16 protein-coding genes are annotated in these 10882 nt (G+C 73.2%); 11 read left to right on the top strand and 5 right to left on the bottom strand.

Annotated elements, in window-relative coordinates:
- Nucleotides 1-22 precede the first annotated feature (22 nt).
- Both BCAV_RS08325 and BCAV_RS08320 read left to right on the top strand, forming a co-directional pair.
- Nucleotides 23-652: a GNAT family N-acetyltransferase gene (locus tag BCAV_RS08325; protein ID WP_015882149.1), complete on the top strand. Its 630-nt coding sequence runs from the start codon at nt 23-25 to the stop codon at nt 650-652.
- A 1-nt stretch (nt 653) separates the two neighbouring features.
- Complete coding sequence (locus BCAV_RS08320; protein WP_015882148.1) at nt 654-1442, top strand: class I SAM-dependent methyltransferase; 789 nt, start codon at nt 654-656, stop codon at nt 1440-1442.
- Here the strand turns inward: BCAV_RS08320 and BCAV_RS08315 are convergent.
- Nucleotides 1408-2067: a LysE/ArgO family amino acid transporter gene (locus BCAV_RS08315; protein ID WP_015882147.1), complete on the bottom strand. Its 660-nt coding sequence runs from the start codon at nt 2065-2067 to the stop codon at nt 1408-1410. The genes BCAV_RS08320 and BCAV_RS08315 overlap by 35 nt on opposite strands.
- Before the next feature lie 28 nt (nt 2068-2095).
- On the opposite strand from BCAV_RS08315, the gene BCAV_RS08310 reads away from it, so the two are divergent.
- The 3 genes from BCAV_RS08310 to BCAV_RS08300 are packed head-to-tail and all read left to right on the top strand — an operon-like array spanning nt 2096 to nt 4164.
- Nucleotides 2096-2992 (top strand): LysR family transcriptional regulator ArgP, encoded by an 897-nt coding sequence (locus BCAV_RS08310; RefSeq protein WP_015882146.1) that lies wholly within the window; start codon nt 2096-2098, stop codon nt 2990-2992.
- A 30-nt stretch (nt 2993-3022) separates the two neighbouring features.
- Nucleotides 3023-3775, top strand: coding sequence for a metallophosphoesterase family protein (locus BCAV_RS08305; protein ID WP_015882145.1), 753 nt, complete (start codon nt 3023-3025; stop codon nt 3773-3775).
- A gap of 8 nt (nt 3776-3783) precedes the next feature.
- Nucleotides 3784-4164, top strand: coding sequence for a DUF3592 domain-containing protein (locus tag BCAV_RS08300; protein ID WP_015882144.1), 381 nt, complete (start codon nt 3784-3786; stop codon nt 4162-4164).
- Nucleotide 4165: 1 nt separating this feature from the next.
- Here the strand turns inward: BCAV_RS08300 and BCAV_RS08295 are convergent, their stop codons facing one another.
- Nucleotides 4166-4492 carry a histone-like nucleoid-structuring protein Lsr2 gene (locus tag BCAV_RS08295; RefSeq protein WP_015882143.1) on the bottom strand — a complete coding sequence of 109 codons (327 nt, stop codon included), beginning with the start codon at nt 4490-4492 and terminating at the stop codon, nt 4166-4168.
- A gap of 104 nt (nt 4493-4596) precedes the next feature.
- On the opposite strand from BCAV_RS08295, the gene BCAV_RS08290 reads away from it, so the two are divergent.
- Nucleotides 4597-5013 carry a VOC family protein gene (locus tag BCAV_RS08290; RefSeq protein WP_015882142.1) on the top strand — a complete coding sequence of 139 codons (417 nt, stop codon included), beginning with the start codon at nt 4597-4599 and terminating at the stop codon, nt 5011-5013.
- A gap of 15 nt (nt 5014-5028) precedes the next feature.
- Here BCAV_RS08290 and BCAV_RS08285 read toward each other — a convergent pair whose 3' ends face one another.
- Complete coding sequence (locus tag BCAV_RS08285; RefSeq protein ID WP_015882141.1) at nt 5029-6009, bottom strand: DNA topoisomerase IB; 981 nt, start codon at nt 6007-6009, stop codon at nt 5029-5031.
- Between the two features lie 100 nt (nt 6010-6109).
- Here BCAV_RS08285 and BCAV_RS08280 point away from each other — a divergent pair, with 100 nt between their 5' ends.
- From BCAV_RS08280 to BCAV_RS08260, 5 genes are all read left to right on the top strand, one after another.
- Nucleotides 6110-6856, top strand: a complete 747-nt coding sequence (locus BCAV_RS08280) for a ZIP family metal transporter (RefSeq protein ID WP_015882140.1) — start codon at nt 6110-6112, stop codon at nt 6854-6856.
- A gap of 132 nt (nt 6857-6988) precedes the next feature.
- Entirely contained in the window at nt 6989-7396 is a 408-nt protein-coding gene (locus BCAV_RS08275; RefSeq protein ID WP_015882139.1) for a DUF1304 domain-containing protein, read from the top strand.
- 233 nt (nt 7397-7629) lie between these two features.
- Nucleotides 7630-8391: a hypothetical protein gene (locus BCAV_RS08270; RefSeq protein ID WP_015882138.1), complete on the top strand. Its 762-nt coding sequence runs from the start codon at nt 7630-7632 to the stop codon at nt 8389-8391.
- Nucleotides 8388-8696, top strand: a complete 309-nt coding sequence (locus BCAV_RS08265) for a hypothetical protein (RefSeq protein WP_015882137.1) — start codon at nt 8388-8390, stop codon at nt 8694-8696. The genes BCAV_RS08270 and BCAV_RS08265 overlap by 4 nt, the downstream gene beginning before the upstream one ends.
- Nucleotides 8697-8743: 47 nt before the next feature.
- On the top strand, nt 8744-9391 hold the full coding sequence (locus BCAV_RS08260; protein ID WP_144016746.1) for a hypothetical protein: 648 nt from the start codon (nt 8744-8746) through the stop codon (nt 9389-9391).
- A gap of 40 nt (nt 9392-9431) precedes the next feature.
- Here the strand turns inward: BCAV_RS08260 and BCAV_RS08255 are convergent, their stop codons facing one another.
- Together BCAV_RS08255 and BCAV_RS08250 are read right to left on the bottom strand one after the other, a co-directional pair.
- Complete coding sequence (locus BCAV_RS08255; RefSeq protein WP_015882135.1) at nt 9432-10160, bottom strand: class I SAM-dependent methyltransferase; 729 nt, start codon at nt 10158-10160, stop codon at nt 9432-9434.
- A gap of 87 nt (nt 10161-10247) precedes the next feature.
- Entirely contained in the window at nt 10248-10820 is a 573-nt protein-coding gene (locus BCAV_RS08250; protein WP_050761698.1) for a putative immunity protein, read from the bottom strand.
- Nucleotides 10821-10882 lie beyond the last annotated feature (62 nt).

Raw genomic sequence — 10882 nt, 5'->3', positions numbered from 1 at the left:
CCGTCGCCTAGGGTCACGTGCCATGGCAGGGTCGACGGGAGCCCGGGGCGGCGGGGACGGCATGCTCACCACGTCCTCCCCCGCGTTCGAGGACGTCGCCGCGGTCATGGGCACCCGGGGCGACGCCTCTCGGTGCTGGTGCCAGTTCTTCCGGCTGACCAACGCCGCCATGCGGCCGCTGGCCGTCGACGACCTGCGGGAGCGGATGCGCACCGATCTCGCCACCGACGGACCCTCGCCGGGAGTCGTCGCGACGCTCGACGGCGAGCCGGTGGGCTGGTGCGCCGTGGCGCCCTGGTCCGCCTACCCGCGGCTGTGGACCTCGCCGTCGGCACTGGGCGCCGACGTCGAGCGCGGGAGCTCGCAGCGCGACGGCGTCTGGTCGGTGACGTGCTTCGTGGTGCGGCCGGGGCATCGCCGCCGCGGCCTCGCCCGCACGCTCCTGAGGGCCGCCGTCGAGCACGCCCGCTCCCACGGCGCGCACACGGTCGAGGCCTACCCGGTCGATCCGGGTACCCGGCGGGTGTCGTCGAACGAGCTCTACCACGGCACCGTGAGTCTGTTCGAGGGTGCCGGCTTCACCGTCGTCTCGAGCCCCCGCCCCGGGCGCGCCGTGGTGCGCCTCGCCCTCGCCGACGGGGCGGCGCGCTGAGGTGGACGGCGCCGACCCGGACCGCTGGTCGCTCGTGGCACAGGACTGGTCACGCCTCTGGGGCGATCTCGCCGCACCGGCCTGGGACGCCCTGCTGCGCGCCAGCGAGGCCGGGGCCGGTGCCCGCGTGCTCGACGTCGGCTGCGGTTCGGGCGACCTGCTCGCCCACCTGGAAGCGCGCGGCCTGCGGGTCGCCGGCGTGGACCCGGCGCCGGGGATGCTGGCCCAGGCGCGGGCGCGGCTGCCTGGCGCTGACCTGCGACCCGGCGACGCCGAGTCGCTGACGTGGGGCGACGGGGCGTTCGACCTCGTGACGGCGGTGAACGCCCTGCAGTTCGCCGACGACGTCGACGCGGCACTGGCGGAGCTCGTCCGGGTGACGGCTCCCGGCGGGCACGTGGCGGTCGCGAGCTGGGCCGAGGACAGCCGCAACGACCTCGCCACGATCGAGGCCGCCGTCGCCGCCGCCGACGGCGAGGAGTCGCTCCCGGAGGGCGAGCTCCGTGGGGCCGGTGGCCTGGAGGCCCTCCTCGCCGATGCCGGGCTGACCCTCGTCGAGGCGGGCCTGGTCGACACTCCGTGGGACGCCGCCGACGACGAGACGCTCGTGCGCGCCGTCCTGCTCGGGGAGGACGACGCCACCATCGCGACGACGGCGCCCGTCGTGCTCGCTGCCGCCGCACCGTTCCGCCGCACGGACGGCAGCTACCGCCTGGCGTGCGCGTTCCGGTACGCGGTCGCGCGCCGGCCGGCACCTACGCGCGCAGCACCAGCAGCACCGCGAGCGTGAGCATGACGACGGCGATCGCGCCGTCGAGGATGCGCCAGGCGTTCGGGCGCGCGAGCGCTGGGGCCACCAGCCGCGCTCCGAATCCGAGGCCCCCGAACCAGACGGCGCTCGCCACGACGGCCCCGGCGGCGAACCACCACCGCAGCACGCCCGGCTGCGCGTTCGCGACGGAACCGAGCAGGACCACCGTGTCGAGGTAGACGTGGGGGTTGAGCCAGGTGAGCGCGGCGGCGACGGCGACCGCCGACCGGCCGGACGTCGGGGGTGGCGCGGCGTCGCCGAGAGCCCCGTCCGGGGACAACGCCCGGCGTGCGGCGAGCACGCCGTACCCGGCCAGGAACGCCGCGCCCGCCCAGGTCAGCACGGTGACGACGGCGGGCAGCCGCTCCACGAGCGTGCCGATGCCTCCCACGCCGGCCACGATCAGCGCGACGTCGGAGAGCAGGCACACCGCCACCACCCGGCCGACGTGCTCCCGGCGCAGGCCCTGGCGCAGCACGAACGTGTTCTGGGCGCCGATCGCGACGATGAGCCCCAGGCCGGTCACGAGGCCGGAGAGCGTGGCGAGGACCGAGGCGGGCACGGGAGCGACGCTACGGAGACGGGGCCATGAAGTACAGCTCATCTTTCTGCGCTCCCGTTAGCATCGCTTCATGGAGTGGAACCTCGGCCAGCTCGCTGCGCTCGCCGCCGTCGCGTCGGAGGGCACGTTCGACGGCGCGGCGCGGCGCCTGCACGTCAGCCCGTCCGCCGTCAGCCAGCGCGTGAAGGCGCTCGAGCAGATGGTCGGGCGGGTGCTCGTCGTCCGCACGCACCCGGCGCGGATGACGGCGTCGGGCGAGGAGGTCCTCCGTCTCGCGAGACAGGTCGAGGTGCTCACGGACGACGCCGGCCGCGCGCTCGGCCAGGCGCCCTCCGCTCCCCCGTCGGTGCCGATCGTCGTCAACGCGGACTCGCTGGACACCTGGGCGCTGCCGGCGCTCGCGCCCGTCGCCGACCGGGTCCGCGTCGACATCGTCCGGGAGGACCAGGACCACTCGGCACGCCTGCTCCGCGACGGCACCGCGATGGCGGCGGTGACATCGTTGCGGACGCCGGTCCAGGGATGCACGGTGACCCCGCTCGGACGGATGCGCTACCGCGCGATGGCCACTCCCGCGTACGCCGAGCGCTGGTTCCCGGACGGCGTCACCGTCGACGCCCTCGCCGTGGCACCGATGGTGGTCTTCGACCGCAAGGACGACCTGCAGGACCGGTACCTGCGCCGCCGGTCGCAGCGGGCTTGGTCCCCGCCCCGCCACTACGTGCCGGCGACGGCGGCGTTCACGCGGGCGGTCCGGCTGTCCTTCGGCTGGGGGCTGCTCATGGAGCTCGACGTCGGAGTCGTCGGCGCCGCCGACGGGCTCGTGGAGCTCGATCCGCAGCGTCCCGTGGACGTGCCGCTCTACTGGCAGCAGTGGAAGCTCCGCTCCCCGGCGCTCGACGCGCTCGCCTCCGCCGTGGCCGACGGTGCGCGTGCGGCGCTGCGCCCACCCACCCGACGCCGGTAGCGCGCTCGGGCGTGCCGGTAGCGTGCCTGCGTGGACCGCATCGCGATCGTCTCGGACATCCACGGCAACGTCACGGCGCTCGAGGCCGTGCTCGCCGACATCGCGGCCCGCGGCATCGCGACCGTCTACAACCTCGGCGACGTGGCCGGGAAGGGTCCCCGCGGCGCCCTCGCTGCCGAGATCAGCAGGGAGCGCTGCGCCGTCACCGTGCGCGGCAACTGGGAGCACTACCTCACGAGCCCCGACGTGTACCGCGCCGAGGGCGGGCAGTGGTGGCACGCCGAGCTCGGTGCGGAGAACCGGGACTGGCTGGCCGGCCTGCCGGGGAGCCACGACGTCGAGCTCAGCGGGCGCCGGATCCGTCTGTTCCACGCGTCAGCGACGAGCGAGTTCGACCGCGTCCACGCCCAGCACACCGACGCCGAGTTCGACGGGATGTTCCAGGCGACGCCGTTCACGGGCGACGGCCCGGCGCCGTCGGTCGTCGGCTACGGCGACATCCACGCGGCCTACGTCGCCCAGCGCGGCGGCCGGACGCTGCTCAACGTCGGGAGCGTCGGGAACCCTCTGGACGAGACGACGGCGGCGTACGTCGTCGTCGAGGGCGTGGCAGGTGGATCCGCGGCCCACCCCTTCGGGGTCCAGATCGTCCGCGTGCCGTACGACGTGGACGGTGAGCTCGCCGTCGCGCGGCGGTCCGGCATGCCTCAGCTCGCGGAGTACGCCCACGAGCTGCGCACCGCCGTCTACCGCGGGGCACGGATCGACCGCCCGGCTGATTGACTGTGCCCATGCCGATCGTCTCCGTCGTCCTGCTCGGGCTCGCCGTCGTCGAGGCCGCGATCGGGGCGACGTTCCTGCTTCGCGCCCAGGGCCGGCGCACCGGGTGGCGGCGCGTCGGCGCCGTCGTGCGCTCGACGCAGGTGGCGCCCTCCTCGGAGGGCACCACCTACAACGCGCGCGTCGCCTATCGCGACTCCAGCGGCGCCGAGCACGAGGCTGACGTCGGCGGTCAGCACACCGTGGGCGACACCGTGGAGATCCTCGTGCACCCGGTGCAGCCCGAGCAGACCACGACGCACGCTCAGCTGCGGACGCAGCGCCTCCTCGGGATCACGATGCTGTCCAGCGCAGTCGCGGTCGCGATCCTCGTCGTCGTGCTCGCGATGTGACTCAGTTCCCCGCCGCGTGGAACTGCTCCACGACGTCCTGCGGGATCCGTCCGCGCGGCGGGAGGTCGATCCCGCGTGAGCGGGCCCAGGCCCTGACGGCCTGGGGGTCGTAGGAGTCGACCTCGACGTGCACCGGCACCGGACGACGGGGCGTGCCCGCCCGGCGCGCCGCACGCACGAACGGAGCGAGCGACTGGCGGAACCGACCGGCGTTCTGCTCGCTCAGGTCGATCTCGTAGCCGACGCCGTCGAGCGCGAACGTCAGGGTGTGCTGAGCCGGCCCCCCGTCGACATCGTCCGTGAGGTGCACCACCGTCTTCTGGACCACCGAGACTCCCATCCGTCGCATCGACGCCGGGCGAACACTACCGCGCGCGTCGGGCGCCGCGTAGGTCGACACTGGAAGCACCAGGTCCACGGAGAGGATGCACGATGGCCACGCGACTCAACCCCTACCTGTCGTTCCGCGGTCAGGCGCGCGAGGCGATGGAGTTCTACCGGTCGGTTCTCGGCGGCGAGCTGACCGTCAGCACGTTCGGTGAGTTCCAGATGGCGCAGGACCCGGCCGAGCAGGACTGGGTCATGCACAGCCAGCTGGAGACCGCCGACGGGTTCACCCTCATGGGCGCGGACACCCCGAGCGGCATGGACCACACGGTGGGCAACGCGTACTCCGTCTCGCTCAGCGGCGACGACGAGCCGCAGCTCCGCGAGTGGTTCGAGAAGCTGTCCGACGGCGGCACCGTCCAGGAGCCGTTCGTCAAGGCGCCGTGGGGCGACACGTTCGGCATGGTCACCGACAAGTACGGCGTGGCCTGGATGGTCAACGCCGCCGGAGCGGGCGGCTGACGCGTCGGCGCCCGATCACGACTCGGCGTCGTCGCCGAGCACGAGCCGCCGCAACGCGGCCTCCGCCGAGCCGCCGGAGGGTACGACGATGACCTCCCCGGCCTGGTAGCGGTCCACGACGCGCGGGTCGATGTAGCTCGCGCGCGCCACGGCCGGCGTGTTCCCGAGCGTCGCTGCCGTGTGCCGCACCGCCTCGACGACCCGCTCCTGCCGCTGCCGGCGGGTGCGGGCCGGTCCGGCGTCGGCCAGGGCGCGTGCCGCGATCACCGTGCCGTGCAGGGTCCGGAAGTCCTTCGAGCTGAACTCCTCCCCGGTGCGGGCACGGACGTCGTCGTTGATCTCCACCGGCGTGAGCGGCGTCCAGCTGCCGCGCTCGCTCCACGCCAGGAACCGCTGCCGGGCGGGGCGGTCCCGCATCTCCTCCACCACCCGAGCGAGCCGGGCGTCCTCGAGCCGTGCCGACCAGAGGACGCCGCTCTTGCCCGGGAACTCGAGCTCGACCACGTCGCCGTCGACGGCGACGTGACGCACGAGGAGCGTCGCGAGGCCGCGGCTTCCGTGCCGAGAGGCGTACCGCTCGCTCCCGATGCGCAGGTACGCGGTGTCGAGCAGGCGGAACGCGACGGCGAGCGCCCGAGCCGCCGTCGGCTCCGGTGCGGAGAGGTCGCGAGTCACCCCGCGACGGGCGGCAGGGAGCGTCGCGGCCAGCTCCAGCGCGCGGTCGAACTTCACGCGGTCCCGCTTCGCGCGCCAGGCGGCGTGGTAGAGGTACTGCGTACGTCCGGCGGCGTCGACGCCGGTGGCCTGGATGTGCCCGTTCTCGTGCGGCGAGATCCACACGTCCTGCCACGCCGGCGGGATAGCGAGCTCCTCGATGCGGGCGCGCGTGGCCTGGTCGGTCACGCGAGCCCCGCGCGGATCCGTATAGGTGAAGCCGCGTCCGGCACGGGCGCGCCGGAAGCCTCGTCCCTGGACGTTGCTGCGGCGCAGGCGCATCAGCGGTGCTCCTCCGACGTCATGCCGGACACCCTAGGCGGTGGGATCATCCCGGCATGGTGACGACCGCGAGCCACGCCCGGCCTGCCGGGGCCGGGCGATGACGGCGGCCCTCCTGTGGGGCGCCGTCGCCGCCTCGTCCCTCCTGATCGGTGCTGTGCTGGGCGTCGTGAGGGACTGGCCGCGCCAGGCCATCGGCGGTGTCCTCGCGTTCGGTGCCGGCGCGCTCATCAGCGCGGTGAGCTTCGACCTGGCCAGCGAGGGCGCACGGCTGGCCGGTGCCGTGCCGGTGTCCGTCGGGCTCGCGGTCGGCGCGCTGACGTACGTCGCCGCGGACCGGTTGCTCGACAGGCTGAGCGAGCGTCGGCGCACGGGTGGGTCCGTGGGGACCGGGTCGTCATCCGGATCCGGGTCTGGGTCCGGCACGGCGCTCGCGCTCGGCGCGTTCCTGGACGGGATCCCCGAGCAGGCGGTCCTCGGGATCGGGCTGGCGATCGGCGACGGCGTCAGCGTCGGGCTGCTCGCGGCGATCTTCGTGTCCAACCTGCCCGAGTCGGTCGGGGCCGCGGTCGAGATGCGAGCGTCGGGTCACAGCAGGGCGTGGATCGTGCGCCTGTGGCTCGGGATCGCCGTGGTGTGTGCCGCGGCGACGGTGGCCGGCTGGGCGATCGCCGACGTCGCCTCGCCCACGTTCCAGGCCGCCGTCGACGGCTTCGCCGCCGGCGCACTGCTCGTGATGCTCATCGACTCGATGATCCCGGAGGCGGCCAGGAAGGCCGGCATGGGGGCAGGGCTGTTCGCCGTGCTGGGCTTCGCCGTCGCGGCGGCTCTCACCGCGTTCGGCTGACGCGGCCGCTCGAAGCCCTGAGGGCCGAGGGAAAACACTGTTGCCCCGGCGGACGCTCGGTGCGGTACTGGTCGTGGGATGGGCGCGGCCCGACGCGGCGGGAGGTTCGACGATGACTCCGGAGCACGAACCGTGAACGGCGTCGCGCAGGTCGCCGCGCTCGTCGCCGCGGTGGCGTACCTCGGGGCCGCTCCGCTCGAGATGTTCCTCGTCGCCTCCGAGCGCGCCCGGAGGTTCCTGCACGTCGAGGCGGACAACGTCGACGACATCCGGATGTGGGCGTTCGTCGTCGGCGCCCGGAACCTGCTCGCCGGCGTCGGGATGCTCGTCGGGCTCGCGATCCTCACGACGGGAGACGCCGTCGTCGGCCGGACGATCGTCCTCACCGCGGCCTGGTACATGCTGCTCGCGAGCCTCGCGATGGGTGTCGCCGACCTGATGGGTCTCTGGCGCCCCCGGGGCGGCAGCGTGCTCGGCACGATCGGGTCGAGCCTGCCGCCGCTGGTGACGCTGGTCGCTGCGGCGCTGCCCGCCGGCTGAGGACCACGTCGTCGGGCTCGCGTCTCGCCGCCCGTGTGCCGGCGGGCTCGTCCCGTCCGGACCTGCCTACGTCCGGTGACGTAGGCCGAGAGCCGCCGCACGGCGGACGCGTCGCGATCCCGGCGTGCCCACGATGGAGCCTGCGTGGACCGACCACGCGCCGCCGCGCCTCCGATCGCCGTTCACCGGATGAGGACGCGGGCGGGTCCACGAGCACGTCGGGGGCTGGAAGCATGGGTGTCGACCTGGACCGGATCGCCGAGATCCGGGAGTCGCTGGATCGGATGCACCAGGTCGCGGAGGCGGTCGAGGCCGAGGGTGCGACCGCCGAGGCGACGGACGTCACCGGGTCAGTCACGGTGCACGTCGACAAGGCGGGGGCGATCTCCTCGGTGGTCGTCGACGCCGACTGGCCACAGCATTACGAGCCGGAGGAGCTCGGGGCCGTGGTGTGCAGCACCGTGCGAGCGGCCGACGCCGGGCGGCTGCGGACAGTGCTGGCGTCGGTGTCGGAGCGGCTGCGCGACTCGCCGCCCGCTACCCGGCCCATGCCGCCGGCGTCGGACACCCTCCCGGGCGGACTGCACGCGATCATCGCCGAGCAGCCGGCGGGCGCCGTCGAGCGGCGGGCCGCGGAGCAGGCCCTGAAGGGTCTCGTCGACGAGGTGCTGCGTGCGGTGGTGGATCAGCGCGGGCGACTCGAGTCACGCCGCCACGCCCGCCATGACGGCGGCGCTCAGCACGGCGTGGTGGCTACGACTGATGGCGACGGCCGCCTCCTCGACGTTGCGTACGACGAGGTCTGGCTCCGCGGGCAGTCGGCCTTTGTTCTCTCCCTCGCCACCAGGGAGGCGATCGAGCACGCGCGAACCGCCGCACGCACGACGGTCGCGTCCGAGGTTCAGGCGGAGCCGCTGAGCCGGCTCGCGCGGGACCTTGTCGACCCGCAGGCCGTTGCCCGGCGCCTCGGCCTGCTCACTGAGGGGACGCCATGACCGTCGAGGTATCCCCGGACGAGTTCCCCGACGAGATCCGTCTGTGGTGGGACGTCTCGACCCGCCTCACGGAGTGTGCGGACGTCGTCGAGGCGCTCGTGCCGGTCGAGCGGGCGTTCACCTTCCTCGGCGACGCGACGGCGCTGCAATACGAGGGGGTCCGCACGCACGCATGGGTGCTCCTGGTCCAGGGTGCCCACGCGGCGCGGGACATCGCGGAGTCCCTGCGTCAGACGCACGTCACGTACCTCACGACAGACGAGTCGGCGAAGGCACGGCTCGACGGGATGGGCAACGGGAGCTGAAGGGAACGCACGTGGAGCCGGAGGACATTCTCGAGATCGTCCGCAGCATGGAACGCCTCATCGCTCAGGCGCGGCAGTACGTCATCGAGGCGATGGACGACTTCTCGGAGTCGGGAGGCGTCATGGTCGACGTCGCCGTCGACATCGTCGGCTCACCCCTGGCGGCGGCCCTCGAGCAGCTCGACCAGCTCGTCCGGGACCTGATCGCGACGCTGGAGCGGATCATCATCGCGTTGGGGAACCCGCGGGATCTCGAGCGGATCTCGGCCGCGTGGTCTGCCGACGTCGGCGGCCGCGCCATGGGCCTCGTCGAGGACATCGAACCCTCACTCCTCGAGCAGGACCGCACGTGGACCGGGGAGGCCTCCGAGGCGTACCGGGCGGTGGTGACGATCCAGCTGCGTGCTCTGGACGACGTGGTCGACCCCCTCGTCACAGGGATCCAGGCCGCGCTCGACGAGGCCGTGACAGCGATCTGGACGTTCCGCGCCGGGGTCGTGCTCGCGCTGCTCGCCGTCATCGCGAGCCTTCCCGCGGCTGTCGCGATCCTGCCGCTCGTCGCCACGGTGGCGACGGGTGCCGTCGCCGTCGCAGGGGCGATGTGGCTGCTGTCCATCGACCTCGCCGACGCGAGGAGCACACTGGTGTCGACCGGGGATCTCATGCGCAGTGACTGGCCGCGCGCCGCGGGGTGAGGTCGACGACGCAGGTCGGCCGGCGGGAAAAGGTCGCCGACTACGCGGTCTTCTCCCACACGCTCACGTGGCTCCGGCTCTCGCTCGTGAAGGCCGTGCCCGTCCAGTCCGCCCATCGCTCGCGGAGCGCCAGGCCGGCCATTCGCGCCATGAGGTCGAGCTCGGCGGGCCACACGAACCGGTGGGTCGAGGCCAACGACCGGACCTGGCCGTCGATCACCCACGTGTGATGCGAGACGGCGATCTGGGCAGCCACGTCGTACTCCTCGTAGCCGACGTGGGTGGGTGTGGCCGCGAAGACGTGCACGTTCTCGTCCGGTGGGAGGCGCCGGAGCTCCGGGACGTAGTTCTCGACGACGAGGACGCCACCGGCCTCCAGGTGCGCCGCAGCGTTGGCGAACGCCGCGACCTGCGCGTCCTGGGTGGTCAGGTTGGTGATGGTGTTGCGGACGACGTACACCAGGCCGAACGAGGATCCCGCCGAGACGTGCGCAAGATCCCCGATCGTGACCGCGATCCGCTCCCCCTCCGGTTGCTCCAGCACCCGGCGAGCCATGGGTGGCGACAGCTCGATGCCGTGGACCTCGACGCCCCGCAGGGCGAGCGGCACGGCGATCCGTCCGGTCCCGATCCCGAGCTCCAGCGCCGGCCGACCGGCCGCCAACGCTTCCAGCACGTCGACGACGTCGTCGATCGCGGACGGGACGAACAGCTCGGGCCACAACCGCTCGTAGTTGTCCGCGACCCAGTCGTCGAACGGGACCGTCATGCCGGGGAGACTACGCAGGAGCCTCGAGCGACTCCAGGGAAAACGACGAGCACCGTCAGGTACACCGGCGAGGTCGTGCCGTACGCCTCAACGAACGCTGCCCTCAGTCCCTGCGGCCGACGGCCTCGGGCGGGCGAGCTCGGCCTGGATCTCCCGGATCGTCGTGGCGAGCATTCCCGACATCAGGAGCCCTTGCCCTAACGGACCGGACGAGTCCTCCCCGAGCAGGGGGAGGCGCGACAAGGCAGCGCGGACGTCTGGCGTCATGTGATCGAGCTGCCAGCGGACCTCACCGCGACGACCAGCGTCCTCATCAGTCGCGACGAGCGCAGCAGCCTTCGCGGCATATGCGGCCGCTCCCAGAGCATGCGCGCCCATGTGAGCGACGCCCGAGGCCTGCCCAGCCGATCGAGCCGCAGCCACCGCAGCGGGAGCCTTCGCCGACTGAGCCGCACGTCCGGCGACGAACCGCCGACGGATCTCCTCGGCCGGACCGAGCTCACCACGTCCGAAGGCCCGAGCGCGGTCGAGGCCGTCTCGCGCGCGATCGTCCCCGCGAGCTTCGGCCTCGAACAAGGGAAGAACTCGCTCCGCGCAGTCGGCCGCCCACAGCGCGACGACACGCCGATCGGTCTCACTGAGTGTCTGCGGGGATGCCATCGATCAACTCTCGCACGGCGCGCTCGCACCCCGGCCTCGACCGATGTCAGGTGCTCTCCGAC

The sequence above is a fragment of the Beutenbergia cavernae DSM 12333 genome (assembly GCF_000023105.1).
GTDB lineage: Bacteria > Actinomycetota > Actinomycetes > Actinomycetales > Beutenbergiaceae > Beutenbergia > Beutenbergia cavernae.
Note: the sequence above shows the minus strand (reverse complement) of the source record. Positions and strands in the feature narration are given on the sequence as shown.

Bases quoted from the DNA above. Each gene is read 5' to 3' on its own strand.
- BCAV_RS08325 (WP_015882149.1), top strand. From the start codon at position 23: ATGGCAGGGTCGACGGGAGCCCGGGGCGGCGGGGACGGCATGCTCACC.
- BCAV_RS08315 (WP_015882147.1), bottom strand. From the start codon at position 2,067: ATGAGCTGTACTTCATGGCCCCGTCTCCGTAGCGTCGCTCCCGTGCCC.
- BCAV_RS08310 (WP_015882146.1), top strand. From the start codon at position 2,096: ATGGAGTGGAACCTCGGCCAGCTCGCTGCGCTCGCCGCCGTCGCGTCG.
- BCAV_RS08300 (WP_015882144.1), top strand. From the start codon at position 3,784: ATGCCGATCGTCTCCGTCGTCCTGCTCGGGCTCGCCGTCGTCGAGGCC.
- BCAV_RS08290 (WP_015882142.1), top strand. From the start codon at position 4,597: ATGGCCACGCGACTCAACCCCTACCTGTCGTTCCGCGGTCAGGCGCGC.
- BCAV_RS08285 (WP_015882141.1), bottom strand. From the start codon at position 6,009: ATGCGCCTGCGCCGCAGCAACGTCCAGGGACGAGGCTTCCGGCGCGCC.
- BCAV_RS08280 (WP_015882140.1), top strand. From the start codon at position 6,110: ATGACGGCGGCCCTCCTGTGGGGCGCCGTCGCCGCCTCGTCCCTCCTG.
- BCAV_RS08270 (WP_015882138.1), top strand. From the start codon at position 7,630: ATGGGTGTCGACCTGGACCGGATCGCCGAGATCCGGGAGTCGCTGGAT.
- BCAV_RS08265 (WP_015882137.1), top strand. From the start codon at position 8,388: ATGACCGTCGAGGTATCCCCGGACGAGTTCCCCGACGAGATCCGTCTG.
- BCAV_RS08260 (WP_144016746.1), top strand. From the start codon at position 8,744: ATGGAACGCCTCATCGCTCAGGCGCGGCAGTACGTCATCGAGGCGATG.
- BCAV_RS08255 (WP_015882135.1), bottom strand. From the start codon at position 10,160: ATGACGGTCCCGTTCGACGACTGGGTCGCGGACAACTACGAGCGGTTG.
- BCAV_RS08250 (WP_050761698.1), bottom strand. From the start codon at position 10,820: ATGGCATCCCCGCAGACACTCAGTGAGACCGATCGGCGTGTCGTCGCG.